Annotated in this window: 28 protein-coding genes and 1 tRNA gene; 13 read left to right on the top strand and 16 right to left on the bottom strand. The window is 37.5% G+C overall.

The genetic code is table 11. From position 1 onward, the window contains the following. Positions 1 to 7: 7 nt before the first annotated feature. From cmoA to TH67_RS04700, 12 genes are all read right to left on the bottom strand, one after another. Positions 8 to 712 carry a carboxy-S-adenosyl-L-methionine synthase CmoA gene (cmoA, locus tag TH67_RS04755; RefSeq protein WP_072594592.1) on the bottom strand — a complete coding sequence of 235 codons (705 nt, stop codon included), beginning with the start codon at positions 710 to 712 and terminating at the stop codon, positions 8 to 10. Next, positions 709 to 1,602, bottom strand: a complete 894-nt coding sequence (locus TH67_RS04750; protein ID WP_072594591.1) for a bifunctional riboflavin kinase/FAD synthetase — start codon at positions 1,600 to 1,602, stop codon at positions 709 to 711. The genes cmoA and TH67_RS04750 overlap by 4 nt, the downstream gene beginning before the upstream one ends. Further along, complete coding sequence (gene tlyA, locus TH67_RS04745) at positions 1,568 to 2,281, bottom strand: 23S rRNA (cytidine-2'-O)-methyltransferase TlyA (RefSeq protein ID WP_072594590.1); 714 nt, start codon at positions 2,279 to 2,281, stop codon at positions 1,568 to 1,570. The genes TH67_RS04750 and tlyA overlap by 35 nt, the downstream gene beginning before the upstream one ends. Beyond that, positions 2,271 to 4,214 carry an NAD-dependent DNA ligase LigA gene (gene ligA / locus TH67_RS04740; RefSeq protein WP_072594589.1) on the bottom strand — a complete coding sequence of 648 codons (1,944 nt, stop codon included), beginning with the start codon at positions 4,212 to 4,214 and terminating at the stop codon, positions 2,271 to 2,273. The genes tlyA and ligA overlap by 11 nt, the downstream gene beginning before the upstream one ends. Positions 4,215 to 4,255: 41 nt before the next feature. Then, positions 4,256 to 5,116 carry an NADAR family protein gene (locus TH67_RS04735; protein WP_072594588.1) on the bottom strand — a complete coding sequence of 287 codons (861 nt, stop codon included), beginning with the start codon at positions 5,114 to 5,116 and terminating at the stop codon, positions 4,256 to 4,258. 24 nt (positions 5,117 to 5,140) lie between these two features. Beyond that, positions 5,141 to 6,280, bottom strand: coding sequence for a dihydropteroate synthase (folP, locus tag TH67_RS04730; RefSeq protein WP_072594587.1), 1,140 nt, complete (start codon positions 6,278 to 6,280; stop codon positions 5,141 to 5,143). Next, positions 6,277 to 6,897 (bottom strand): DNA polymerase III subunit delta', encoded by a 621-nt coding sequence (locus tag TH67_RS04725; RefSeq protein ID WP_072594586.1) that lies wholly within the window; start codon positions 6,895 to 6,897, stop codon positions 6,277 to 6,279. The genes folP and TH67_RS04725 overlap by 4 nt, the downstream gene beginning before the upstream one ends. Beyond that, complete coding sequence (locus TH67_RS04720; protein WP_072594585.1) at positions 6,898 to 7,440, bottom strand: HobA family DNA replication regulator; 543 nt, start codon at positions 7,438 to 7,440, stop codon at positions 6,898 to 6,900. Beyond that, the gene (locus TH67_RS04715) at positions 7,440 to 8,642 is read right to left on the bottom strand and encodes an aspartate kinase (RefSeq protein ID WP_021091541.1); all 1,203 of its coding nucleotides are present in this window, start codon (positions 8,640 to 8,642) and stop codon (positions 7,440 to 7,442) included. The genes TH67_RS04720 and TH67_RS04715 overlap by 1 nt, the downstream gene beginning before the upstream one ends. Beyond that, the gene (locus TH67_RS04710; protein WP_021091471.1) at positions 8,642 to 9,106 is read right to left on the bottom strand and encodes an RNA pyrophosphohydrolase; all 465 of its coding nucleotides are present in this window, start codon (positions 9,104 to 9,106) and stop codon (positions 8,642 to 8,644) included. Before TH67_RS04710 ends, TH67_RS04715 begins: the two co-directional genes overlap by 1 nt. A gap of 63 nt (positions 9,107 to 9,169) precedes the next feature. Further along, positions 9,170 to 10,267: a PepSY-associated TM helix domain-containing protein gene (locus tag TH67_RS04705; protein WP_072594584.1), complete on the bottom strand. Its 1,098-nt coding sequence runs from the start codon at positions 10,265 to 10,267 to the stop codon at positions 9,170 to 9,172. 1 nt (position 10,268) lies between these two features. Next, entirely contained in the window at positions 10,269 to 12,215 is a 1,947-nt protein-coding gene (locus TH67_RS04700; RefSeq protein WP_072594583.1) for a TonB-dependent receptor domain-containing protein, read from the bottom strand. A gap of 106 nt (positions 12,216 to 12,321) precedes the next feature. On the opposite strand from TH67_RS04700, the gene TH67_RS04695 reads away from it, so the two are divergent. The 6 genes from TH67_RS04695 (at position 12,322) to TH67_RS04665 (ending at position 17,342) form a co-directional block, all read left to right on the top strand. Continuing rightward, positions 12,322 to 13,206, top strand: coding sequence for a helix-turn-helix domain-containing protein (locus TH67_RS04695; RefSeq protein ID WP_072594582.1), 885 nt, complete (start codon positions 12,322 to 12,324; stop codon positions 13,204 to 13,206). Between the two features lie 53 nt (positions 13,207 to 13,259). Then, complete coding sequence (hemW, locus tag TH67_RS04690; protein WP_072594581.1) at positions 13,260 to 14,306, top strand: radical SAM family heme chaperone HemW; 1,047 nt, start codon at positions 13,260 to 13,262, stop codon at positions 14,304 to 14,306. 67 nt (positions 14,307 to 14,373) lie between these two features. Further along, a complete protein-coding gene (tatB, locus tag TH67_RS04680; RefSeq protein WP_072594580.1) occupies positions 14,374 to 14,772 on the top strand; it encodes a Sec-independent protein translocase protein TatB in 399 nt (132 codons plus the stop codon). Further along, positions 14,772 to 15,530: a twin-arginine translocase subunit TatC gene (gene tatC, locus TH67_RS04675; protein ID WP_072594579.1), complete on the top strand. Its 759-nt coding sequence runs from the start codon at positions 14,772 to 14,774 to the stop codon at positions 15,528 to 15,530. The genes tatB and tatC overlap by 1 nt, the downstream gene beginning before the upstream one ends. Further along, positions 15,523 to 16,545, top strand: coding sequence for a tRNA preQ1(34) S-adenosylmethionine ribosyltransferase-isomerase QueA (gene queA, locus TH67_RS04670; protein ID WP_072594578.1), 1,023 nt, complete (start codon positions 15,523 to 15,525; stop codon positions 16,543 to 16,545). The genes tatC and queA overlap by 8 nt, the downstream gene beginning before the upstream one ends. Then, entirely contained in the window at positions 16,542 to 17,342 is an 801-nt protein-coding gene (locus TH67_RS04665) for a hypothetical protein (protein ID WP_072594577.1), read from the top strand. Before queA ends, TH67_RS04665 begins: the two co-directional genes overlap by 4 nt. 15 nt (positions 17,343 to 17,357) lie before the next feature. On the opposite strand, the gene ruvX is transcribed toward TH67_RS04665, so the two are convergent. The 4 genes from ruvX to ilvC are packed head-to-tail and all read right to left on the bottom strand — an operon-like array spanning position 17,358 to position 20,922. Beyond that, positions 17,358 to 17,741 carry a Holliday junction resolvase RuvX gene (gene ruvX / locus TH67_RS04660; protein ID WP_072594576.1) on the bottom strand — a complete coding sequence of 128 codons (384 nt, stop codon included), beginning with the start codon at positions 17,739 to 17,741 and terminating at the stop codon, positions 17,358 to 17,360. Further along, on the bottom strand, positions 17,738 to 18,508 hold the full coding sequence (locus TH67_RS04655) for a DNA-processing protein DprA (RefSeq protein ID WP_072594575.1): 771 nt from the start codon (positions 18,506 to 18,508) through the stop codon (positions 17,738 to 17,740). Before TH67_RS04655 ends, ruvX begins: the two co-directional genes overlap by 4 nt. Then, entirely contained in the window at positions 18,505 to 19,896 is a 1,392-nt protein-coding gene (locus tag TH67_RS04650) for a divergent polysaccharide deacetylase family protein (RefSeq protein WP_072594574.1), read from the bottom strand. Before TH67_RS04650 ends, TH67_RS04655 begins: the two co-directional genes overlap by 4 nt. 3 nt (positions 19,897 to 19,899) lie before the next feature. After that, positions 19,900 to 20,922, bottom strand: coding sequence for a ketol-acid reductoisomerase (ilvC, locus tag TH67_RS04645; protein WP_072594573.1), 1,023 nt, complete (start codon positions 20,920 to 20,922; stop codon positions 19,900 to 19,902). 143 nt (positions 20,923 to 21,065) lie between these two features. Here ilvC and TH67_RS04640 point away from each other — a divergent pair, with 143 nt between their 5' ends. From TH67_RS04640 to TH67_RS04610, 7 genes are all read left to right on the top strand, one after another. Next, positions 21,066 to 21,884 carry an HDOD domain-containing protein gene (locus tag TH67_RS04640; protein WP_072594572.1) on the top strand — a complete coding sequence of 273 codons (819 nt, stop codon included), beginning with the start codon at positions 21,066 to 21,068 and terminating at the stop codon, positions 21,882 to 21,884. Next, entirely contained in the window at positions 21,881 to 23,800 is a 1,920-nt protein-coding gene (locus tag TH67_RS04635) for an RNB domain-containing ribonuclease (RefSeq protein WP_072594571.1), read from the top strand. Before TH67_RS04640 ends, TH67_RS04635 begins: the two co-directional genes overlap by 4 nt. After that, the gene (gene holA / locus TH67_RS04630; RefSeq protein WP_072594570.1) at positions 23,793 to 24,791 is read left to right on the top strand and encodes a DNA polymerase III subunit delta; all 999 of its coding nucleotides are present in this window, start codon (positions 23,793 to 23,795) and stop codon (positions 24,789 to 24,791) included. The genes TH67_RS04635 and holA overlap by 8 nt, the downstream gene beginning before the upstream one ends. 77 nt (positions 24,792 to 24,868) lie before the next feature. Next, positions 24,869 to 25,288 (top strand): 30S ribosomal protein S6, encoded by a 420-nt coding sequence (gene rpsF, locus TH67_RS04625; protein ID WP_072594569.1) that lies wholly within the window; start codon positions 24,869 to 24,871, stop codon positions 25,286 to 25,288. Between the two features lie 13 nt (positions 25,289 to 25,301). Next, a complete protein-coding gene (locus tag TH67_RS04620; RefSeq protein ID WP_072594568.1) occupies positions 25,302 to 25,859 on the top strand; it encodes a single-stranded DNA-binding protein in 558 nt (185 codons plus the stop codon). Between the two features lie 15 nt (positions 25,860 to 25,874). Next, positions 25,875 to 26,135 (top strand): 30S ribosomal protein S18, encoded by a 261-nt coding sequence (rpsR, locus tag TH67_RS04615; RefSeq protein WP_021091467.1) that lies wholly within the window; start codon positions 25,875 to 25,877, stop codon positions 26,133 to 26,135. 583 nt (positions 26,136 to 26,718) lie between these two features. After that, positions 26,719 to 26,794: transfer RNA gene (locus TH67_RS04610), tRNA-Lys, on the top strand. The last annotated feature ends 29 nt before the right edge of the window (positions 26,795 to 26,823 follow it).

Below are 26,823 nucleotides of genomic sequence, written 5' to 3'. Positions count from 1 at the left end.
TTTAAATTTATTTAAATGCCAAAAAGCTCATGAAATTTCCCCACTTAAATGTGCTCTCGACACGCTTAAAGCCAGCATTTATGGCTAAGCTTCTATTTTCTTCTTCAGTGTATGGCACCAACACGTTTTCAAGTGCCTCTCTTTTTTGGGCGATCTCATAGCGTGAGTAGCCTTGTGCCTGTTTATAGTCTTCATAAATTTCTATGACGCTTTTGGTGAGTTTTTTATCTTCAAAGATAATCTTTTCACTAAATAAAAAGACTCCATTTTCATTTAGTCCGTTATAAATTTTTTGCACTAGATCAGCTCTTTTTGGTGGTCTTATAAACTGCAAAGTATAGTTTGCCAAAACTGCATCAAAGCCCACTAGCTCACACTTTAAAATATCATCAAGCAAAAATTTTATCTTTGCCCCATAAGCTTTTGCCTTATTTTTGGCATTTGCTAGCATCGCCTCAGAGTTATCCACGCCGCTTAGCACGAGATCGTTTCTAAGATTATTTAGTAAAAGTAAGCTATTTGCCGTCGAGCAGCCAAGGTCGCATACACTTGCATCTTTTGGCAAAATTTTAGCTAGCAGCTTTGCGTTTAGATTTGAGCTCACATCGTAAAACGGCACCGAGCGCGAGATCATATCATCAAAAACGCTCGCCACAAAGTCGTCAAACTCAAACTGCTTGCTTATAGGCTCTTTAAAAATTTCATCTCTCATATACCAGCTCCGTATCCATCAAAGTATCTCATTATCTCGTTGCCAAAAAGATCGCACACTCCAACACAAGCTCTAGCTCCGTTTATATCGCATTTGATCTGTTCTTTTAGCTCTTCAAGTGTGTCAAATTTTTTATTATCTCTTAGGCGCTTTATAAAACAAACCGCGACATGCTTCGCTACTTTTGGCGCGACCTCGTCTAATATGTGTGTCTCGACACTAAAATTTCCATCTGTGCTAAGCCTATTGCCTATAAATGTGACCGAGCCGTAGGTATATGAGCCTATCCTAGTTCTTGTGGCGTACACACCGTCTTTAGGCAAAAGATAATTTTTTACATCCAAATTTAGCGTGGCAACCAGCTCTTTTGCGCCGATACCCTGCCCTTTTATCACGTTACCCTCGATCGAGTACTCCCTGCCTATTAGCCTGTTTGCCTCATCGATGTTGCCTTGGCGTATCAGCTCTCTGATGGATGAGCTATGCACGCCCATGCCGTCATAACAAACCTCATCAACGACAACCACCTCTCCATCAAAAATTCTTTTCAAATCGTGTTTATCCCATGCTCTATTTCTGCCAAATCTAAAATCAAATCCAACAACGATCTTTTTTAAATTTTTAAAATCATGTTTTAGCAGCGCGATAAATTCCTCACCGCTAAGCCCTTTAATGGTATCAAAATCATACAAAAAGCAAGGGTAGTTTGAGTACTCCGCTCGCTTTAGCTTTGGCGTGATGTTGGCTTTATTCTTATCGATCACGACAAGTCCGCCAAACTCGCCTAGCTGCTTTAAAAGCTGTTTATGCCCTCTATGCACGCCGTCAAAGTGCCCAATCGCAACGGCAGTGATATTATCTTTTGTTAAAAGCGTAGAAAAATTCGGCATTTCCCTCTTTCCCTCTTACTTCACACTCTTTGCAAACTATCATTTTAAATCCTAAGCTATTAGCCATCACTTCAAATCTCTTCATCGCTAAATTTATAGCTTTCATATCAGTGACGACACCTTTTTTATTTCGTTTTACACCGACGCCCACTTCAAACTGCGGTTTAAAAAGCGTGATGATGAACGAATTCTCACTTGATAGCTCACAAATAGCTGGCAAAATTTCAGCCAACGAGATAAAGCTAACATCGCAAGTTATTAGATCAAATTTATCTTGCTCTTGCTTAGCAAACTCTCTGATATCGGTCTTTTCATAAATTTTTACTCGCTCATCGCTTCTTAGACTGGCATCTAGCTGATCAGTGCCCACATCCACACCAGTCACGCTTTTTACGCTACGCTCAAGCAAAATTTGCATAAAGCCACCAGTCGAGCTACCTATATCAAGCGCATTTTTGCCAGTTAGATCAAATTTTATCGCCTCCAAAAAGCTTTTTAGCTTAAGCGCCCCTCGTCCAACGTAAATTTCATCAAGCAGCGAAATTTTAGCCTCACTAACCTCGCTTGAAACCTTGGTACAAATCTCGCCATTTGTTAGCACCTTGCCAGATTTAATTAGCTCGCTCGCCTTGTTTCTACTGATATTTAAAACGCTTGCGACATAGTTATCAAACCTCAAGTTTTAGCCTCTCATATTCGCTCTCATCGATCACTCGCACGCCTAGCTCATTTGCTTTATCAAGCTTACTACCAGCCTCATCGCCAGCCAAGACAAAGTCCGTTTTTTTAGAAACTGAGCTTGAAACCTTTGCGCCAAAACTCTCAAGCTCCGCCTTTATCTCATCTCTTGGGCGACTTAGCGTGCCAGTTATGACGACCGTTTTGCCACTTAGCGCATTTGAGATGCTCTGCACCTGCGTCACGCTTGGCTGCACGATCTGGCTAAGAGCTAAAATTTCTGCTCTATTTACCTCAGCAAAATCAATTAGACTATTTGCCATCTCCACACCAAAGCCCTCAAGCGAGGTTAGCTCTTCAAAACTAGCATCAAGCCAGCCCAGCCCAAAACTACTTGCAAGCTTTTTAGCCGCCACTTCGCCGATATGCTCGCAGCCAAGCCCCGTGATAAAGCGCGCTAGCTCCGTACCTTTACTGGCTTCGATCGCATTTAAAAGGTTGCTTACTTTTTTTTCTTTAAATCCCTCAAGCGCTACGAGATCATCAAATTTAAGGGCGTAAATGTCTTTTATGCAAGAGATCAGTCCCTTGTCAAATAGCAAATTTACTATCGCGTCGCCAAGACCGTCGATGTTTAGGCATTTTTTCGACGCATAGTGGATGATAGAGCCCACCACTCTTGCCCTGCAGCTTAAATTTTGACACTTCAAAAACGCTCCCTCATCAAGCAAGTGCGAGCCACAAACTGGGCAAAATTTAGGCCTATCAATCGCTTGCTCGCTGCCATCTCGCCTATCTTTAAAAACCTTTGTGATCTTTGGTATGACATCTCCTGAGCGGATGATGCCGATGTAGTCGTTTTTCATGACGCCAAGGCGCTCTATCTCGTCAAAGTTATGAAGAGTGGCGGATTTTACATTAGCTCCGTCTATATTTACCTCATCAAGCACGCCAACAGGCGTTACTACGCCGCTTCTGCCAACTTGAAGCGCTACGTCTCTTAGCCTAGTCACCTTTTCAATGGCTGGAAATTTAAACGCCACCATAAATTTTGGAAATTTGACTGTGTAGCCTAGCTCTTCACAGCGCGCAAGGTCATTTACGCGTATCACCATGCCATCCATCATCACGCTCTTTGCCTCGCGGCTGGCTAGTAGCTCGTTATACGCAGTCTCAAGCTCATCTTTTTTTAAAATTTTGAAAAAATCATCCCTCTCAAAGCCAAGATCTCGCACAAATTCCATCACCTCGCTGTGATCTTTTAGCCCAAGGCTCTGCTCGCCCACGCCCCAAGGTATGAAAAGTAGCTTTCTTTTTGCAGTAACCGCGCTATCAAGCTGTCTTAGACTGCCTGCAGCTGCATTTCTAGGGTTTGAAAGTGGCGCCTCGCCCTCTTTTGCGCGCTCTGCGTTTAGAAGATCAAAGTCATCTTTTCTTATGACGACTTCGCCTCTGATTTCGATTAATCCTTTGTAATCAATGCTCTTTAAAACAGAATTTATCGTCCTTGCATTTTGCGTCACGTCCTCGCCTGTAACGCCGTCGCCTCTTGTGATCGCCCTAACTAAAACGCCATTTTCATAGAGTAAATTTAGGCTCGCTCCGTCAAATTTTGGCTCAGCAACAAAGGTCAAATTCTCTTTATCGCCACGCTTTAGCCACGCTTCAAGTTCACCAAGGCTAAAGATATCCTCCATGCTCCACATACGCTTTATGTGGCTTGCCTTGCTAAAGCCCTCTTTTACGCCTCCGCCCACTCGCTTAGTCGGCGAAAATAGCGAAATTTCACTAGGATTTGCCCTCTCATATTCAAGCACCGCGTGATATAGTGCGTCATACTCCTCGTCACTTGCAAGTGGCTCGTCCTCGTCGTAGTAGGCCTTTGCCCACGCATTTAGCGTATCTACCGCTTTTTCATACTCTTGTTTTGTCATTTTTGCTCCAAATTTACACCGCATTTTATCTTAAACATACTTTATAGATGATCCAAATTTAGCTCTCTCGCGTCACATAAATGGACATTTTTATAGACCTTTGCTATCTCGTCCCTCGCCCTCATCAGCGCAAAGCCAAGCAAATTTTGCCCGTGCCACTTCATAGGATTTTGTGCATTTTCATCGCTTGCGCCCAAACCTATGCCCCAAATTTTATCAACTGGGCTTGCCTCGACTAAAATTTTGCTCCCAGTTTGTAGCAAAAAGTCACGCAAAGGGGCATTTTGACTAAATTTTAGATAGCTTGCATTTAGCACGACGCAAAATTTGACCTCGTCCCAGACCTTAGCATCAAAGCCTCGCACCTGCCTGCCAAGCGCCTTCATCTGCGCTGGATCTTTGGCGGATAAAATTTGTTTCAAAGCCTCTTTGTCACCAAAACACTCAGCCTTTTTCGCCATCATATATTGCTCAGCGCAAATGTATTTAGTTTCATCTTGCCAAAAGCTTGATGCGTACCACTGACTTAGACAGCTTGCGCTTAAATTCGCACTCTTTTGATGACCCCAAAATAGTAAAAATTTATCCGCCTTGCCAGCGTTGTAGCGCTTTTTAAGCCACTTTAGATCATATCTAGGCTCGCGCTCCCAAAGGTCTATGACAAAGTCACCATTTATAAAAAGCGTGCTCTCATCCTCGCCTAGCCTTTCATCCCAGTATCCACGCCACGTCGCAGGCTCGGCAAAGAGCTGCTCGTATTGACGTTTTTCATCTTGGCTTAGCGTTTTTAGCCAGCCATTAAATTTAAACTTATAATCCTCGCCGCAACCCATCCTCCAGCCTATAGAAAAGGGGCTAATATCTGGAAATTTGATCCAAGGTGGCGGCAATAAATTTCTCATCTAGCCTCTTTTTAGCCAAGCGTCCTACCAAAGCGTGGCTTGGCTCATCGCCTCGTGCATATTAAAAAGCTGTCTATGCTCGGCCACATCGTGCGTTCTTATGATCTGCGCGCCATTTTCAAAGGCTTTTAAATGCAGATAAAGTGAGCCTGGCAAGCGCTCCTTGACCTCGCTTTTATAGTAGTGGTTTATGACTGATTTGCGGCTAGCACCAACTAGCAGCGGGCAGTCAAATTTCAAAAAATGCTCCAAATGCTTAATAAGCAGCAAATTTTGCTCAGCCGTCTTGCCAAAGCCGATGCCAACATCAAGCACTATCTTTTTAGCGCCAAGTTCCCTTGCAAGGACGATCTTTTGCTCAAAAAAGTCTGAAATTTCGCCAATTAAGTCGTTATACTTTGGCGCAATCTGCATCGTGGCAGGATCTCCTTGCATGTGCATCATGCAAAACTCGGCGTCATATCTTGCAGCAAGCGTGGCAAGTGAGACGTTTGCCGTGATATCATTTATCATTTTAAAGCCATGACTTAGGGCAAATTCAAGGCAATAAGGATCAAAGCTATCAAGGCTAAATTTCGCCTTTTCGTGTAGATTTATCTTGTAAATTTCCTCCACGATATCTTTTATGCGCCTAAACTCCTCCTCGCGGCCGCAATACTCGCTCCCTGGCCTTGAGCTAACGCCACCAAGGTCGATGTAGTCTGCACCTGCTTCGATCATGGCTTCTATTTTTGAGATACCATTTTGCGTATTTATGCGGCTTTGTTCGTTAAAGCTATCTGTGTTTATATTTGCAACGCCCATTATAAGAGGCTTTGTCGGCTTTATAAATTTTGTCTCTAAAAAGGTTGCTAAATTTTTAAGTCCAAAGTCTTGCAACTTCTCTTTTTTAGCTAGCTGTCTAAGCTGCACATCTGTCGCCATTAGTAAGGCTTTATTTAGACTCTGCTTGCCCAAAATCGTATCTTTATGCGTCACAAGCTCAGCTCCAACGCTTAGAGCATCTTGCTTTAGGATATTTGCCGCTGGGGTTTTTATCTCATCTATAAATATAAAATTTATCTCGCTCTTTTCATACATGAGCTTCGCACCAGCAGGGCTTGGCGAGATGGCTTTACAAATTTCATCAAAGTCACTTTTATTATTTATCTTGTAAAATTTCAACGTCGTCCTTTTTGAAATATAGTAAGCAGCAGTGGCGTTAGCACGGCGTGAGACTTGGCATTTAGATCAGCAAGCTTGATAAGCGAGAAAAAATAATCCATCTCATCGCCGCTAAATTTATACCCACTATCAACCGCCTTTGTCACGATAACGCCAACAAGCTCTTTTAGCTCGTTTTTGCCAAATTTCTGAGCTTGCTCGTCTGCGATCTTTTGATCGATAAAGTTTGTTAGCTCTTTTAGGCTAAGCGACTTTAAGTTTAGATCAAGAGTTATTTTTGGCTTTTTGGTGAGATTATTTTCTATGAGCATTCTTGATCTAATCGTTGGTAGAAGTAAATTTTTACTCTGCGTTGCTATTATAAATTTGATATTTCTTGGAGGCTCTTCGATGATCTTTAAAAGTGCATTTTGAGCCTCTGTCCTAAAAGAATTAGCATGTATTACTAAAATTTTTTCATCTTTTTCAGCAATGTATGCTTCTGCGATGACCTCCTTTGCATTTTCTAGCAAAAAATCATCGCTTATAAAAAATCTTAGATTATTTACGCCAAACTCGGCTTCAAGCTTGGCTTTTAAATTTTCAAAATCGCTTGTAACGACGATTTTATTAAGCATTTAGAGTATCACCTTGGCAAAAAGCGCCGCATCGATGCTTTTATCAAAAATTTTGCAAAGGCTTATTAGCTTAACGTCTAAATTTTCATCACTCGAGCTAAGAGTAAAGCTATTTTGCGCCTGCTCGTCAAATAGCCACATATAACTATCCTCATCACTTTTGGCTAAATTCGCATATCTATCAAGGCTCTTTCCGATATAAAAAAACAAGTATCCGTTTGGAAAAGCAAGACTTAGCATATCTTTTAGAAGCTGCTTTTGCTCATTTGTCTCTATCTCATCAAGCGATGGATAAAGCGATCTTAGGCTAAAAAATGGCAAAAATGGCCTAATGCTTTTTGAATGGTTCATCTTTTTTAAAAGATAAATTTCAAACCATCTTCGCTCTTCATCGCTTATAGTTATAAAAGCCCTTCCTTCAAGTAAAAATTTAAGCCTAGATGCGAGCAAAGGTGTCCATTCAACACGCCTTTCCTCCATCCAGCTCATCAAAGGACCTTCGTCCCTAATAGCTTTTAACGTCCACTGAATAAAATCTTGCATTATTTATCTAGCTTATAGGCATCATGAAGTACGCGAACCGCTAGCTCACCATATTTTTGATCAACGATCATTGAAATTTTTATCTCACTTGTTGAGATCATTTGGATATTTATGCCCTCTTTTGCAAGCGTTTCAAATGCCAAACATGCTACGCCGCTATGGCTTTTCATGCCGACGCCAATAACTGAAACTTTCACGATCGCATCATCAAATTCTATATGTTTTGCAGCTGAGAGCTTTTGCATAGTCTCTTTTGCTAGTTCAAGCTCATTTTGTGGCACTGTAAAGCCTAAATTTGTAGTGCCGTCATGTCCTACGTTTTGGATTATCATATCTACGTTTATGTTTTCATGAGCTAAAGCTGTAAAAATTTCTGCTGCAATGCCAGGCTTATCAACTACGCCTCTTAGTGTTACTCTTGCTTGATTTTTATCTAGTGCTATTCCGCTTACTAAAACTGCTTCCATATTGTCATCTTCCTTTGCTATTAATGTGCCTTCGTTGTGATTAAAGCTACTTCTTGTAATGAGTTTTACATTTAGTTTTTTTGCTAGCTCGACTGAGCGATTTTGTAGTACCTTTGCACCAGCAGAGGCGAGCTCAAGCATCTCATCATAGCTTATTTTCTCAAGTTTTTTTGCCTTTTTTTCTATCCTTGGATCAGTCGTATAAACGCCATCAACATCGGTAAAAATTTCGCATAGATCAGCATCAAGCGCCCCTGCTAATGCAACTGCACTAAGGTCACTACCGCCTCTACCAAGGGTTGTGATATTACCTTTTTCATCTATACCTTGAAAGCCAGCTACAACTACGATTTTGCCAGCTTTTAGCTCGGCTTTTAGCCTAGCAGTCTCTATCCTTTCGATCCTTGCTTTCGTATGAATATCATCAGTAATAATGCCTGCCATCGCACCTGTCATACCCACGCACGCATAGCCTTTTGCATTAAGTGCGATAGTTAAAAGCGCGGTCGTTACTTGCTCTCCAGAGCTTAAAAGCATATCAGTGGCGACGCCATCTGGATGTTTTGAAAAATACTCACTATATTCAACCAATTGATTTGTAACTCCGCTCATCGCAGAAACTACCACAACTACGTCTGCACCGCTATTTTTTGTCTCAATGACTCTATTTGCCACAGCTTCGATGCGTTCAAGTGTTCCTACGCTAGTTCCACCAAATTTTTGAACGATCAACATCAAAAATATCCTTTCTCTTTAAAATAACTCAAAACCTTTTCATAAATAGGCTTTTTAAAGTGATTTATTCCCTCTAAACTTCTACCAAAATCTACAAATTTATACTCGCTAAACTCTGGATGCTCTGTCTTTAAATTTATGCTGGCACCATTTTTAAGTCTAACCAAAAAATATTTTTGCGTCTGTCCATCAAATGGATAAAATTTCTTTGCCGCGTTTGCTGGAAAGTCGTAGCTTAGCCACTGCGGATACTCATCTAAGATATCGATTTTATCAGTTCCGATCTCTTCTTTAAGCTCCCTTTTTAAGGCCTGCTTTGGACTCTCACCTTCGTCTATTCCGCCTTGAGGAAACTGCCAAATATCATCCATATCCACCCTTTTTGCGACCAAAATTTCACATTTAAATGGATACAAGCTAGACAAAATAACAGCTGCCACATTTGGTCTGTATTTTTTTTGCATGATTTTTCCAAAAATTTTATTTGGGATAATAACTAAAAAGAGTTAAGAGATAGATAAATAAGACTACTTTTTACGACGTTTGTAGTAAATCACATAGCCACTAAAAAGTAGCACGCCAACTCCACAAGAAGCCATAAAAAAGATAAATTTTCCAGCCTCCCCAAATGTATATCCAGCGTGCAGATCAAGCATAAATTTATAAATTTCAAAAGATTTTGGCATGGTGTTTTTTAAAATTTCTCTACTTGCCGTATCGATTACAAGTCTAACGCCATCACTCTCACTAGCACCTTTTGGCAAGTAAAAGATCATAAATTTTACGCCGTCTTTATTGAGGATAAAATTTAAAGCATCAAACTCATTTCCAAATTTTAAAGTAAAAATTTCATAAGCTTTTTTAAGATTTTCTACCTTTTGCTCATCATTTAGGCTAAAACCATTTTTGCTAGTAAAATTTGGCTTTTTAAAGACCTTCTCTTCGCCATAAATTTGATTTATAACCTTAGCAAAACTCTCATAAGAAAAGTATAGACCGCTAACACAGATAATAAGCAAAATGGCTCCCAAATAAAGCCCCAAAAATCCGTGCAACGAATATAAAAATGCAAATTTCTTTGCCTTTAGATTTAGCTTAAAGGCGCTAATAAATTTGCTTCTAAATCTCCAAAATTGTATAAACGCTCCAGTTAATAAAATCGCAAGTAGTGCAAGCGTTGAAATCGCCACTATCTCGCTTGCGAATTTAGATAAATTTTCATTTTTAAATAGAGCTAGTCCTAGATTTTTATGTAAATTTAAAGCTAGCCCTATAAATTTTTCCACGCTATTTTCAGAGACTACCTCGCCCGTATAAGGATCTACAAAGAATGACTTAAACTCGCCACTCTCGCTTGTGCCACTTACCACATAAGCTCTATTTGTCTCGCCTTTTATCTTTATATAACTAAGGTTAAAATTTGGCCAAGTCTTACTAAAGACCTTTAAAATTTCATCTATTTTTAAAGCACTTTTATTGGTTGCTATGTCTATCTCATCTTTGCTAAAAGCTTCAATTATCTCATCGTGATACGAAATAATCGCTCCACTAATTGAAATTATCAAAAGCGGCAAAGCAAAGATAAGAGCTAAAATTAAGTGAAATTTCCGCCAAATTTTAAACATTTTAAAACTTCAAATTAAAGCCAAGTTCGATCTTTTGTCCATCAACTATCAAAACATCATATCTGCCTGATCTTGTCGTAAAAAACTCGTTAAATAGATTATAAACGCTTAAGTTTAGGCTGAAATTTTTAGTTACATTGTAGTTTATGCCAAGATCTGCGATAACGTAAGCTCTCATATCATCAGCATAGCTAAATGAGTTTTTAGTTCTACCATAATAATTTATCTGTGACCAGAAATTTAGCCATCTATTTAGCTCGTAGTTCGCTCCAAATTTAAATGTATGAAGCGGATAGTTGTTTAAGCTTTTGCCAACTTCTGAGCCATCTTTTTGTTTTGATTTTGTATAAACATAGCTTTGATTTAGTCTAAGAGCATTTGTCACCTGCCACTCATTTGTTAGCTCAACTCCATAAATTTCAGCTTTACCGATATTTATACTCTCCCAAATACCATTTGGATAAATTTTGCCTTTATGTCTGCAAACACTACCTCTTGAGCAGATAGGCCTATAACTTAGCATATCTTTAAAACTTGTGTAAAAGCCAGTTAAAGATGTTTCAAAACCTTCATTGTTATTATAAACGCCACCAAATTCATAACTTACGCTTGTCTCTGGCTTAAGAGCACTTCTTCCAAGCTGTGCTCCACGTCCTCCAGCAAATGGCAAAGCAAGATCTTGCGTGCGCTGCTTGATATCAGGTGTCGCATAACCTGTGCTAACTCCGCCTTTTAGGGCAAAAAAATCATTTAAGTTATAGATACCATAAATTCTTGGTGAAACGTGCGAGCCATAGTTCTCATCGTAGTTATAGCGAATACCTGTGCTTAAAATGAAGTCTTTTATAAGGCGATAATCATCTTCAGTATAGACCGAATAATCATACCTCTTTACATTCGCAGCGTCCGCCGTGGTCGCCTTTTCATCTAGCTTTTCTTTTTTAGCATTTAGGCCTAAAGTAAAGGCGTTATTATCAGTAAAATATGAGCCTTTTGTATCAAAATTTAGAGTCTTTAGTGTCAAATTTTGTTGTGCTATCTCTTTTATCTTGCCATAAGATAAATAGCTTTGAAGCAAGATATTATCAAGCCTTGCTTCGTGGCTTAAATTTATCACATCGCCCTTTATCCTCTCACTAGCAACTGAGTTGGTACCAGTTGATAGTGTTTTGCCTTTAGTTCTTTTATATTTCACATCGCTTCTTGCAAGCTCAAGCGTAAGATCATTATTTTCATTTGGCTTTAAAAATAGCTTCGCACCAAAATTTCTATCCTTTTGCTCTCTATTTGCATAAGAAATTTTATCTTCTGATTTATTTAAATTTTTACCATAAACAGAAACACTTAAAACATCGTCAATTAGTCCAGAGTGCAAATAAAGGCTATTGTAAAACTCACCGCTTATATTTTTATTTCTAGCAAATTTATAGCTTGAGCCAAGATTTGCACCAAATTCATTGCTAAACTCATCTGTAATGATATTTATAACTCCGCCTAACGCGTCACTTCCATAAAGTGAGCTCATAGGTCCACGTATCACTTCGATACGGCTTATCGCACTTGCTGGCGGAATAAAACTATATGAGCCTCCAACGCTTCTAAGCCCTTTATAGGCGTTATCGCCTGGTACTGGCATACCATTTACTAAAATTTTTGTATGTCTTTGAGAAAGACCTCGAATAGAAATTCCTCGTCTATTTGCTGCCCCAAGAGTTGCTCCAAAAAGACTTGGGATATCTTTGGTCATGCTCTCGATATCTTTGTGATTTTTCTTTTCTAATGCCTCTTTGGTTATAACGCTAAGCGTTGCTGGTGCGTCTTTGATATTTTGCTCAAACCCTGTTGCACTCACTACTTTAACTTCTGGTAGAACCTTATCTTCATTTGCAAAAAGCGGTAAATTTATAAAAATTGCCGCACAAATAGAAATTTTTAATGCACTTTTCACAAAAACTCCTTATAAAAATTTAATGCACATTTTACTAAAATTAAATAATCGTTATCAATATCATACGTAACGCTAAAGGGATTAAATTTAACGCTTGAGGGATAAAATGATAAATTTAGACAAAAAATATGGAACGAGAAAGATATCTCAAAAGGAAAAACAAATAAGCGTAGAGTTTTTCAAGCAAAGCAGTGGTATTAGCTATCTAAAAAGTGAAATTTTATGTAACGGCAGGATAAAAATAGATCGTCACAAGTCTAAAAAATATCTATTTTTAATGTTTAATGAGGATAAAAACGATCTTTGCTTTAAGCTTGATAAAAAAGAGTATATCTTAAACAAAGATGAATTTGGCATTGGGCTTGTTAATGACGATTTTAAAGGTGTCTTTGAGTATCAAAATAAATTTTATAAGACTAAAACACTACTTTTTGACGAAAGCTATGCAAATAAGCTTGAGATATTTGCTGGGCTTAGATTTGATGATAAATTTGAGCTTTTAAAATACAAAAAAGATTTAGCTCAAATTTGCGTTTTGAATGAACTTGATACGACAAATTTATATGAAGGCGCGATGAGGGAAATTTTTACCGAGTCGAAAATTTTAGAGCTTATTTATAAAAGTAAAATACAAAAAGAGAGCGAATTTTCACTTAGCAGAGATGAAGAAAAGACTCTTTTAAAAGCTAAAATGATCTTGTTAAGTCGTATGCAAAATCCTCCAAGCATCAAAGAGCTAGCTCATCTTTGTGGCACAAATGACTTTTGGCTAAAGAAAAATTTTAAGCTATTTTTCAAAGATACGATCTACCAGCTCTTAGCAAAAGAGCGTCTAAAGCTCGCTTTTACTCTTTTGGAGCAAAATGATATCAGCATAAAAGAAGCTGCAAATATCATAGGTTACGCAAATACTGCACATTTTGCAAAAATTTTTAAGATAAATTTTGGCTTTTTGCCAAGCAAACTCTTAAAGACCAAAAGCTACTTTTAAACTACTATAAATGCCAAATTTCTTATAATCCTCAAAATTTAAAAGAGAGAAATTTGCAAGTTTATATCCATATGCCATTTTGCGAAAGCAAGTGTCCTTATTGTGCTTTTGGCTCAAGTGATGACGAATTTAACAAGGCCAGCGCTTATTTTCAAGCACTAGTTCTTGATCTAAATTTTCAGCTAAAAAGCCAAAATGTAAAAGAAATTTCTACTATCTTTTTTGGTGGCGGCACACCAAGTGCGGTAAATGCTAAGCTTTATGATGAAATTTTTAGCATTTTAGCTCCTCTTTGCACTCCAACAACTGAGATCACTCTCGAGGCAAATCCAAACTCAGCAAGCTTTGCTTGGCTAAAGCATGTAAAAAATTTAGGTGCAAATCGTATAAGCTTTGGCGCTCAAAGTTTTTTTGAAGATAAGCTTAAATTTCTTGGTCGCATTCACAGCAAGGAGCAAATTTTTAAAGCTGTAGAAAATGCTGGAAAAGCTGGCTTTAAGAGCATAAATTTAGATCTCATCTATGACACTAAATTTGATACCAAAAAGCGCCTTTTGGCTGAGGTTGAAAATTTAAAAAGTCTTGCTATCACGCATCTAAGCGCCTACTCGCTCACTCTTGAAGAAAACACCCCATTTGCTGGTAAAAAAAGTTATAAAAAAGATAGCGACACTTTGGCTAAATTTATGATAGAGCAGGTTGGGAGAGCTGGCTTTGTGCAGTATGAAATTTCAAATTTTGGGCAAATTTGCAAGCACAATCTTGGCTACTGGCAGGGCAAAAACTACCTTGGCGTGGGCGCTTTTAGCGTGGGCTTCGTGGATGGCACGAGATACTACGCCAAAAATAGCATCAATGCCTACATCTTGCAGCCAACTTACAGAGAAAAAGAAATTTTAAACGAGAGTGAGCTAGTAAGAGAGCATATATTTTTAGGGCTTAGAAGCATAGTTGGCGTGGAGGCTGGACGATTAAGTGAGGCTCATAAAAAAAGAGCAAATCTGCTTGTAGAAAATGAAAAACTGCTCTTTAAAAATGGCAAATTTTACAATCCAAATTTCTTACTAAGCGACGAGATCGCACTCTTTATCGAAGGCTAAATTTATAAAATTTTGAGCAAAGTCAAGATAAAATACAAAGCTTAAATAAAATTTAATAGAGGCAAAAATGTTTGGAATGAGTTTTTCTGAAATCTTAGTTATCGCCATTATTGCAGTGTTAGTTTTAGGTCCTGACAAGCTGCCAAGTGCGATGGTTCAGATTGCAAAATTTCTAAAAATGTTTAAAAAAGGCATAAACGACGCAAAATCAACATTTGATCAAGAAATGAAGATAGCTGAGCTAAAAGAAGATGCCCAAAAATATAAAGAAAGCATAACTAAAAGTACGCAAAGTGTGCGCAAAAAGCTTACTTTTGAAGAGCTTGACGAGATCAAGAAAAGCGCAAGTGACATCACTGAAAGCATACAAAACGTCGTAAGCGATACGAAAAAAACGGTAGAAAATATACAAAATCCAACAAATTTAGTTAAAGATGCGATCTTAAACGATAAAAAAGAGGCGTAATGTTTGAAGAGCTAAGACCCCATTTAATCGAACTTAGAAAGAGACTTTTTATAAGTATAGTAAGCGTTTTTGTCTGTTTTGGCATCTGCTTTACGTTTTGGAATCCATTGCTTGCATGGATGAGCGAACCGCTAAAACAGGTATTGCCAGCTGGCTCAAATATCATATTTACTCAAATTCAAGAGCCATTTTTTACAGCGATGAAGGTTGCATTTTTTGCTGGTGTCGTGATCGCGCTACCTATCATTTTTTGGCAGTTTTGGCTATTTGTCGCCCCTGGACTTTATGACAATGAAAAAAAATATGTGATCCCATTTGTCATCTCAGCTTCATTTATGTTTGCGTGCGGGGCGGCGTTTTGTTACTACGTGGTCATCCCACTTGGCTTTGCATTTTTGGTAAATTTTGGTGGCCAGCTCTTTACGGCTTTACCAAGCATTGGCGAGTATGTTGGCTTTTTTGCAAAACTACTGATTGGCTTTGGAATTTCATTTGAGCTACCAGTCATTACATTTTTCTTAGCAAAGATCGGACTTGTCGATGACAAGATGCTAAAAGATTACTTCAGATACGCTGTTGTTATCATCTTTATCTTTGCAGCCATCGTTACACCACCTGATGTAATAAGTCAAGTCTTAATGGCACTACCACTCATCGGACTTTATGGAATTTCAATAATCGTCGCTAAAAGAGCTAACAAGAGCGACAATGAAGACGAAAAAGAAGAACAAGACAGCGACGTAGCAAGCGATGAGTAATATAAACGACGTCTCAAGTTATGATTATTTTTTACCAGAAGAGCTCATCGCGAAAGAGCCAATTTTGCCAAAAGAAGAGGCAAGATTGCTTGTCTATTTTAAAAATACAAAAGAGATAAAACACTACAAATTTAAAGATCTCTCCAGCCTTATTCCAGATGATGCTGCAGTTATTTTTAATAACACAAAAGTTATCAAAGCTCGCATTTTAGGACAAAAAGAAAGCGGCGGGGCTTGCGAAGTGATGCTAAATCAGCCCATAGGCGAGAATAAATTTAGCGTCTATATAAGAGGCAAAGTAAGCTCTGGTAGCGTTTTAAATTTTCCTGATAATCTAAAAGTAAATGTGCTTGAGCTAAATGACGATGGCACAAGGGTGGTAAATTTTACGCGAAATGGCGTTTTGCTTGATAATGTTCACCTTTTTAGTGAGCTTGAAAAGATCGGTCACGTACCGCTTCCGCCATACATTAAAAGGGCTGATACAAAGGATGATGAGAGCTGGTATCAAAGCATATTTGCCAAAAATAGTGGTGCAGTGGCAGCTCCGACAGCTAGCCTTCACATAAGCGAACAAATGCTAGAGCAGATAAAAGCAAAGCATGAAGTCGCCTACATTACGCTTCACGTTGGCGCTGGGACATTTAAAGGCGTGGAGTGCCAAAATATAAATGACCACAAAATGCACTCAGAATTTTACGAGCTAAGCGAGCAAGCTCAAGAGATTATAAATTCTAGTAAACCAATCCTTGGCGTTGGTACGACGGTTACTAGATGTGTTGAAGAATTTGCAAGAAGTAAGCAAGTAAGCGGCTTTTGCAAGTTATTTTTAAACCTAAATAATAAGCCTATCAGGCAAAACTACCTTCTTACAAATTTTCATCTACCAAAATCAACTCTAATAATGCTAGTTACTAGCTTCATAGGGCTTGAAGAGACGATAAGAATTTATAAAACGGCAGTTGATGAAAAGTATAGATTTTACTCATACGGCGATGGGATGTTGATAATATGAAAGATAAACCTATCGATATCATAAACAGAATGGAAATTTTTCTTAGTGCCATATACCAAGACGCACAAGATACTAAAAATTCTATCATTTTTAGCTACGATCCAAGTTATCCAAGGTTTTTGAAATTTGATGCTACAAATCTCATAAAAATACTTGAAAATATTTGCAAATTTTTCCTTTACTCTACCGAATATGCAGACATTTACATTCTCTTTCAACTCAAAAACTATAGTCCCAAATCTGTACATTTTGACATTAAAATAAAATCTAGCCATAGCGTAATGAGACCAAGTCATTACTATCTTAGCAAGATAAATGACTATCTAAAAAAAGCAAATGAATCTATGATCTCTCATAATGATGGAGAATTTTTAATATCTTTTAGCGCGGCACTAACGGGCGATAGAGCCATCCAAAGACAAATAAATATCAAAAATCAAACAAATACAAATATCTTAGTCGCTTGCGATGACGATGCTTTATTTGACACCATTAGTGCTCAGATAAATTTTTTAGGTCTAAAGGTTATCGGCAAAAACGACCTTAGCAATCTAATGAGACATATAAAAGATTCTATTTTTACCCCATTTGTTATTTTTATTGATAGTAAAATTTTAAAAAATGAAGCAATGCTAGAAGATATACTTGAGTTTAAAAATATTAAGAATTTTCGTATTGTAGCCATTTGCAAAAACGATGAGTCGGCTAACGATCTGCCAAATCATGTCACGGTATTAAAGCAGCCTTTTAGCACAGATAGCTTTCAGCTAGCTTTTAAAAATTCGCTCGAAAAATAGACCGATTTTTACTTTTTAATTTATCCCAAGATATCTTTTTAAAATAATAGTGGCTGAAATGCTATCTAGCCTACCATCTCGCTTTGTATTTGTGTAAATTTCACTAGCTTCACTACTGCTAAAGGCCTCATCTTGATAGACAATATTTGCCTTTACATCAAGAAGTGAGACAAAATGCTCGATGCGTCTTCTCATCTCATCTTCGCTACTACCACCGATTGGCACGCCCACCACCAGCGTATCTGGGGTATATTCATTTACCTTTTGGCTCACATCTCTTGCGGCTTGATTTCTATTTTTTCTAAGCACTGGCTCAAGCGGAGTCACGATCTCGCCAAAACCAAAAGCAAGCCCTATTCGCTTTAACCCAACATCAATAGCCATAAATTTCTCTCTCATAGCACGCTCTTTACTCTTAGATTTGAAATTTCAACTAACCCTTCAAGCTCGTACTCATAGATGATATCGCCAAATCTTGCTAAAACTTCATCAAGACTTACGCCATTTTTACAAAATTCTAAAATCTCGTCACTAGTCTTTTCTTGCTCTTTAATCTCGCCAAAAAGTGAAGCAAATTTATGATAGTTATCGATAAGCTCGGCTTTTTTATTTGCAAGCAAAAAATTTGTCCCATCGCTTTCGCCCATGCGCTGTGGCAGTACATAAACTGGGATTTTAAGCTCGTTTGCAAGCCTTGCACTTTGCATTGAGCCACTTTTAAGATCAGCTTGCGCGACAACTAGAGCTTCACAAAGCCCCACAACTATGCGGTTTCGCTCCAAAAATCTATAAGCAAGTGGCGGCTCACCTTCATCATACTCACTAAGAGCCAAGGCTTTGGTGTAAATTTCATTTATCGCCACTTTATTTTGGCTTGGATAGATGGTGTCAAGTCCGCTCGCAAAAATACCAATCGTTCTTGGAATAGCAGCTTTATGAGCCGCGATATCAACGCCGATAGCTCCGCCACTTACCACACAGACGTTTGCACTTTTTAGTGCTGTACAAAGTGCTGTGACGCACTCTTTTGTATAAACACTTGCCTTTCTTGAGCCAACAACTGCGATCTTTGGCAAAGATAAAAGCGAAGTATCTCCGATAAAATTTAGCTGTTTTGGTGGATTTTTTAGTCTATTTAACGGCTCTGGGATAAAGTCAAGTCTCATAAAATATCTTTTAAATAAACAACATCAACATCTTTTAAAAGATTATTTTTGCTCTCTTTTATCACTGCAATCGTATTTTTCTTTGGATGCCCAATGGTAATCGCGTAGCCTCTTTTTTTAGCCAAATTTACAGCAGCCGCAAGTTCACGCCTAACAGCGCTAGCCGATGGATCGTCATCTAAAAATATATCTCTTGAGATGTATGGTTGATTATGTTTTTTTGCAGCTCTTGCTACTGCGGTTTGAGCGATAGTTTTGCTATCAATAAAGACAAAGCCCTGCTCTATCAGCGCCCTATAAGCCTTATCCATAGCATCAAAATCGCTTGTAAAGCGTGATCCTGTGTGGTTGTTTGTATATTTTGCACGCGGGAAGTCTTTGCGTATCTTTTTTATCTTTTCGTGCATGCTCTCAAAACTCTCGTTGATCGTAAGAGTTCCTATCTCTGGGCTATCAAAGTGTTTTGCTTGCATCGGAAGATGTATCATGTAAAACTCAAATGTTCTTGCGATATTTGGCGTATCTGGATGAGTCTTTGTCGCTGGAAAAATAGACGGCGTAATTTTTAAGCCAAGCGATTTTATCATACTTGCATGTTCAAATGTCGCCACATCGTCTATTATAATGACGAGCTTTGCGCGCCCTTTTATGCTGGCGTTTGGCATAAAAGGTACCGCTTCAAAGCTATCTTTTTTTATATTCTTTTCTTCATATTTTGTTTTTTCTATCTTTTTAGTGGTTAAATTTTCAGCTTTTTTAGCTGGCTCGACTTTTGTGTTCTCGCTTTTGAATTTTTCTTTTTTTTCTATTTCAGCGCTTTTATTTTGATCGATTTTTACTTCAAAATTTTGAGATTTTAACTCGGTTTTTTGTTCGATTTTTGAGCTATAAAATGGCTCTATCTTTTGTTCATTTTCTATTACGCTAGGCTCTGTGTTTTTATAACTTGCAAGTAAATTTTTAGTATCGTTTTGCTCTTTTTTTGGTTCTTCTTTTTTGATTTCAGTTTTTACTTCAACTATCTTTTTTTGCTCTTTTGACTCTATTTTCGGCTTTAAAGTAAGTTCGCTTTTATGTTTAGGATCGGTAAAAATTTTACTTAAATTTTCATCTTCATCAAATTTTAAAGGGTATTTTCTCTTCTCAAATTCTTGTTTTTTCTCTTTATTGGCAACCTTTGGCTCAGTTTTTTTAGAAATTTGCTTTTCTATCTTTGTTTCATCTACTTTATTTGCTATCTGTGTCCCATTATTTTTAATGCTAAGAGCTGCAACAAGCGCGATTATCAAAATAGCCGCTATGACACCTATACCGATGAAAGTTTTATTATGAGAACGACCTGTTTTTTTCTTTACAGGTCGCTTCTTTGTAGTTTTTTTTTCGCTCAAAGTTTAGTTTTTGTTTTGATCTATAAGTTTGCCGCTTGTGATCCAAGGCATCATTGAACGAAGTTTTTTGCCAGTTTGATTTAGCAAGCTTCTCTCGGCTATACCACGCTCAGCGTTCATTCTAACGTAACCCGCTTTTCTCTCAAGGATAAAGTCTTTTGCAAATTTGCCATTTTGAATCTCTTTTAAAACTTCTTTCATAGCCTTTCTGCTCTCTTCGCCAACTACTCTTACACCACTTACGTAATCACCGTATTCAGCGGTATTTGAGATAGAGTAGCGCATATCAGCCATGCCGCCTTGATACATCAAATCAACGATTAATTTTAACTCATGCAAGCACTCAAAATATGCCATCTCAGGCTCATAGCCAGCCTCTACAAGCGTATCAAAGCCAGCATTTACAAGTGCGCAAAGACCACCGCAAAGCACAGCTTGCTCACCAAATAAATCTGTTTCAGTTTCATCTTTAAATGTTGTCTCAATGATGCCAGTTCTACCGCCACCTATGCCGCAAGCATAGCTTAGAGCGATCTCTTTAGCCTTTCCACTTGCATTTTGCTCAACAGCGATAAGATCAGGTATGCCGCCACCTCTTAAAAATTCGCTTCTAACTGTGTGTCCTGGGGCTTTTGGAGCGATCATGATGACGTCTATGTTTGCTGGAGCTTTGATCTGTCCAAAATGAACATTAAAACCATGTCCAAATGCGATAGCAGCGTGATCTTTTAAATTTGGCTCGATCTCATTTTTATAAATTTCAGCTTGAAGCTCATCTGGTGTTAGGATCATAACTACATCAGCGCCTTTTGTAGCTTCGCTTACAGTTTTTACTTCAAAGCCCTTTGCTTCAGCTTTTGCCCAACTTTTGCCACCTTTTGCAAGACCGATTACGACACTTACGCCATTGTCTCTTAAATTTTCAGCGTGTGCGTGACCTTGTGAGCCAAAGCCGATGATTGCTACTTTTTTACTTTGAATAAGACTTAAATCACAGTCTTTATCGTAATAAACATTTATAGCCATTGTTACTCCTATTATTAAAATTTGGCAAAATTATAACTTTAGCCAGCAAAAAATCGGCTGAAACACACGGAAACTAATTTTAAGTTTTATGATAATTTATTTTGCTAAAATACGCTGAAAATTCAATAAAAAGAGATAACTCAATGAATGAATCAGTTTTTAAAAAGATCAAAGCACTTCCACCGCTAGATGATACAGTTATACAAATTCAACGCCTACACGCGGATGAAAACAGCTCAATAAGCGATCTTACAAAAGTAGTTGAAAAGGATCCGATGCTAACAGCAAATATCCTACGTTCCGCAAACTCTCCACTTTATGGATTTTCTCAAGAGATCACAACCATCGCAAGAGCTATTTCTCTTTTTGGTATGGCTACCATTCGTGGTTTTGCGCTTTCAAGCACTATCAAAAAGAGTTTTTCTATAAATTTAGAGCCTTATGGTATTACTACACAAGATTTTTTAAATATCTCGATCATTCAGAATGCATTGATGTACAACTGGCACTCTAAGATTAATCCTAAGAGTCTAGAAATTCTCTCTCCAGCTTCATTTATGCTTGAAATTGGCAAGATAGTTCTTGCTCATGAGCTAGTCGAAAGCAAACAAGATGTTGATTTTAGAGAAAAGATCAAAAATATTTCTAGCCCAACTGATCTCTCATTATTTGAAACAGAAATTTTAGATATGTCAAACGAAGAAGTTACAGCTAAAATTTTTGAACAATGGAATCTTGAGACAGAGCTTAGTAGCTCAATATTATATTCAACTAATCCAGAAGAGGCACCAGATCATATAAAAGATTATGCAAAAGCCCTAAAAGTCATAAAAACAGCTGTGAATATCTTTAATCAACTTGATGATATAAGCATACAAAACACACTACCGCTTCTTGACGAATATGGCTTTAGACATGATACGTTCTTAATGGCTGTCGCTAAAGTCAAAGATAATTTGTGAAAGAATTTTTAACTTCATTACTTGTCGGCATCAAAGAAAAAGAGATATCAAACGAAGACAAAGAAGTCTTACGCAATCTCTTAAATCTTGGTGCCGTAAGCTCACATAAAGATAAATTTTACCTAAACAATGGCTACGTCTGCGGCAAGCTAGACATCAGTCAAAACGCAACTGGCTTTATCATGCCGTTTGATAAACGCTTCAAGCAAGATATCATCGTAGAAAATAAAAATTTAAACAACTCTCACCTTGGCGATATCGTGTTAGCAAAGCTTTTACCGCTTAAGAAAAAACGCCAAAGCGCTAAGATAGTGATGAGTCTAAAGCTTGCAAATGAGACAAGTGTGGTCTATACAAAACGCTTTGGAGCGGCCATTTTAGGAGTAAATTTAAAAACTGGACTAAGCACGACCTTAAAAGCGACGCAAAAAAGCCTAAAGATGCTCCCACTTGGGACGCTACTAAAGATAAATAACCTAAACAACGAGATAGTTGAGGTTTTAGGAAATTTAGAAGACCCATTAAGCGATGAGAAAATTTCGCTTGCTATTTATAATAAAAACGATAAATTTAGCGAGGCCTGCGAGCTTGAGGCAAAGGCTTTTGGCGACGAAGTCGATGCTAGCATGTATCCAAATAGAGTTGATCTAAGAAATTTAGAGTTTTGTACGATCGATCCAGTCGATGCCAAAGACTTTGACGATGCCATATATTTTGATGAGAAAAAGCGAGAAATTTATGTCGCAATCGCTGATGTAAGCGAGTATGTGACCGCATATAGCGCTATTGACAGCGAGGCTAAAAAAAGAGGCTTTTCTATCTACTTTCCGCACATTTCAGTGCCGATGTTGCCACGCGCGCTAAGTGAAAATATCTGCTCGCTAAAGCCAGATGTGCCGCGCCTTGCATTTTGCTTTAAAATTTCACTTGATGCGAATAATGAGGTAAAAAAAGAGGAGCTTTTTGAAGCGATCATCCTTTCAAAAAGGCGCTTTAATTACGACGAGATCGATGAAATTTTAGAAGGCAAAAGAGAGTGTGAAATTTCATGGGTCAAGCTACTTTTTAAACTTACCACAAAGCTTCGCAAAAAAAGGCTTTTGCATGCATTTGACTTTAGGACAAAAGAGCTGAGAATGAGTCTTGATGAAGAGGGTCAAATTTTACAAACTAGATTTGAAAGCGACTCTGACTCACATAGACTTGTCGAGGACTGCATGCTTTTAGCGAACAAAGCTGCCGCAAAGCTCATCACAAAGGGCGTTTTTAGAAACCATGCTTCGCCTGATTTTAAAAAGATAGATACCTTGCTTGAGGACCTGCAACTTCTGGGGCTTGACTTTACCTACGAAAACGATCTTGCAAATTTGATAAGAAAGATACAGCTAAAAGCCGATGGACTTGGCAACCGAGAAGAGATAGATAAGCTCATCATCAAGTCTCAAAAAAAAGCTGAATATTCAAGCGAAAATTTGGGTCACTTTGGGCTTGGATTTGACAGATATACACACTTTACAAGCCCCATTAGAAGGTATTCTGATCTCATTTTACACAGGCTTTTAAAGGCTAAAATTTCAAAAGATGAGAAGCTTTACAACTTCTTGCTTTTAAACATCCAAAATACCTGCGCAAATTTAAGTGAGCTTGAAAGAGAAGCCGACAAGGTAGCCTACGACTTTATGGATAGGAAATTTGCACGCTGGGCAGCCGCAAACATCGGCAAAGAGGTACGTTGCTACGTGAGCGAAAACCAAAATGTTTTGATCGCAAAGCTTGATGATCATTTTGTTGGAGCTAGAATTTTTATAACTGGATACAGTGCAAATTTACTCCAAAAACTTGTCGTCAAGATCACAGAGGCCGACATCGCAAGTGCTAAAATTTTTGCAAAAGTGGCAAGAAAGATCGATGTATAGAAAAGATTTGGAGCTAAATTTAGCAAATGCAAATTTAAGCAACTACTTCTTGCTTTTTGGGGCAGATGAGTTTCAGATCGAGCTTTTTGGCAAGGAAATTTTGAGCTTTTACGCAAGCGAAGATGCAAATCTATTAAGCCTTTATTTTGACGAGTACAACTACGCGCAAGCAAGCTCTCACCTAAGCGAGCAGTCGCTTTTTGGCGGCAAAAATATCCTTTATGTAAAAAGCGACAAAAAGATCCCAGCAAAAGAGCTAAAAGAGCTCATCTCGCTTTGCTCAAAAAGCCAAGATAATTACTTTTTATTTGAACTTTATGAGTCCGATATGAAACTAGTTTTTGATACGCAAAAGGCTTTTGGGACAAATTTTGCGAGATTTTTTAAGCCATCAACTCCAGATGAAGCGATAAATTTGCTAGCTAAAAGCGCAGCTAAAATTGGTCTAAACATAACCAAAAACGCACTTTATGAGCTTTACTTTACACATAATGAAAATTTATACCTTGCAGCAAGCGAGCTAACAAAGTTAAAGAGCCTAAATACTCACATCGAACAAGATGATATAAAAAGGCTAGTTTTTGGACTTGGTGGGATAAATTTTGACGATTTTTTTAACAAATTTATGGCTCTAAAAGATATAAAAAACGACTTTTTTAACTATCTAGAAGATCCGAATTTTAATGAAATTTTTCTTCTAAACTCGCTTTACAAAGCATTTTTTAGGCTATTTAAAATTTACTCTTATATAAAGGTAAATGGTCGCTTAAATTTAGATGAGGCAATTGGTTATCAACCGCCTGTAAATGTCGCAAATTTATTAAAAGCAAATAGCTTAAAACTAAATTTAAATACATATCTAGAGATATTTAAAACGCTAAATTTAGCCGAGCTAGAGCTAAAAACAAATACAAAAATGGATAAAGAAATTTTTGTATTATCAACTATTTTAAATTTGCAACATCTCTTATCAACAGCAAATATTAAGTAACTTTAAGCTAAAATCCACCCTTGCTTAAAGCAAAATCCTTGCTCACAAAGTGAGCTAAATATCCATAAGGAGAAGAAATGAAACATTACGAGCTTTTATTTATTCTTAAGCCGACACTAACGGAAGAGGAAGTTAAAGCTAAAGTTGACTTCGTAAAAGAAGTTATAACAAAAAACGGCGGCGAGATCGCTACTGTCGTTGAGATGGGTACTAGAAAGTTAGCCTATGCCATCAAAAAATACGAGCGTGGAACATACTTTGTTATCTATTACAAAGCACCACCAGCGCTTCTTGCAGAACTTACAAGAAATGTAAGGATCACTGAAGATATCATAAGATTTTTAAGCGTTAAATATGAAAATAAACGCGAAATCGCAGCTTGGGAAAGACTTTGCAAAGGTATCAAGCAAACTATAAAAAAAGAGCCTCGCGAGCCAAGAGCACCGCGTGAGCCAAGAGTTGAAAAAGTAGACGAGCAAACTTTTACAGAAGAATAATCAAGGATAAAAAATGTTCAATAAAGTAGTACTAGTTGGGAATTTAACAAGAGATATCGAGCTAAGATACACTACTAGTGGATCTGCTATAGGAAATTCCGGTATTGCTGTTACTAGAAAATTTAATACTAACGGCGAAAAACGTGAAGAGACATGCTTTATTGACATATCGTTCTTTGGCAAATCAGCTGAGATAGCAAATCAATATTTAAGCAAAGGCTCCAAACTTCTGGTTGAAGGAAGATTGAAATTTGATCAATGGACCGACAACAACGGACAAAACCGTTCAAAACACTCAATCGTAGTTGAAAATATGGAGATGCTTGGCGGAAATAGCGGAGCTAATGGACAAAGTCAAGGTGGATTTAATCAAAATAGTTCGTACTCACAACAACGAAATAATGGTTCAACTAATAGCTATGGCAATGGTGGATATCAAAATTCAGCACCACAAAGACAGCAAATGCAACCACAAAATAAAAAAGCACAAGAAGAGTACTATGAGGAGAAAATCCCTGATATAAACATTGACGCCGATAATTTTGATGGCGACAACGAAATACCGTTTTAATTTAAAGGATAGAAAATGGCAGAAAAAAGAAAATATTCACGCAAATATTGTAAATTTACAGAAGCTAAAATTGATTTTATAGATTATAAGGATACTTCTCTTTTGAAGTATTGCTTATCAGAGAGATTTAAAATAATGCCAAGGCGTTTAACTGGCACATCAAAAAGACATCAAGAAATGGTAGAAAAAGCGATCAAAAGAGCTCGTCATGCAGCTATTATACCTTACATAGTAGATCGCAAAGATGTAGTTTCAAATCCTTTTGATGGACTATAATTATTTAATTTATTAAACCCCTATTAATGGGGTTTAATCCTAATCTTAAATATCCTAGATTTATGTTCTTATAGATTTTTATTTATTGACTGCAGTTTAAAATATTTTTCAAGTACTATCTATAATTTTGGTTTAACTTACACGAGACAATTAGAATTTATTCAGGTGAATATCTCAAATATATGCTGTCTTTAAATAACTCTATAGCATCAATTTATTAGTTCAAAATAATTTATTTAGCCATATGTACAATCAATATCGTTGATCCATATTATTCACAATTTTTACAACGAATTACGCATCATCTATCGTATAGCAATAACTGTTCGCATGAGGCTAAAAAGTAAGATACTTAATATAGAAAAACTTTATAATAAAAACATATCTTAGTAAATCCAATATTCATCCATTTGGTGTCCGCATATCTTGCAAGTGGGCTTGATGAGATATTTTATTTTGAAAACTTATTGATGCCAAACCAACCTAACCATGCAACCATGTTAGCTAAAAACAAATTTTAAACATCCTTTTCTTGACATGTAATAATGTTTTTTGTATAATCTCAATTCTTTTTTAAATAAATGTCTTGCTAGCTCAGTCGGTAGAGCATCTCACTTTTAATGAGGGGGCCGTTGGTTCGAATCCAACGCAGGACACCATTTTTGGGTTTATGACCCTTTCGTCTAGT

The organism is Campylobacter concisus (genome assembly GCF_001891085.1).
Taxonomy (GTDB): Bacteria; Campylobacterota; Campylobacteria; order Campylobacterales; family Campylobacteraceae; genus Campylobacter_A; species Campylobacter_A concisus_O.
The sequence above is the reverse complement of the archived record's forward strand: the minus strand, read 5'-3'. Positions and strand labels throughout refer to the sequence as shown.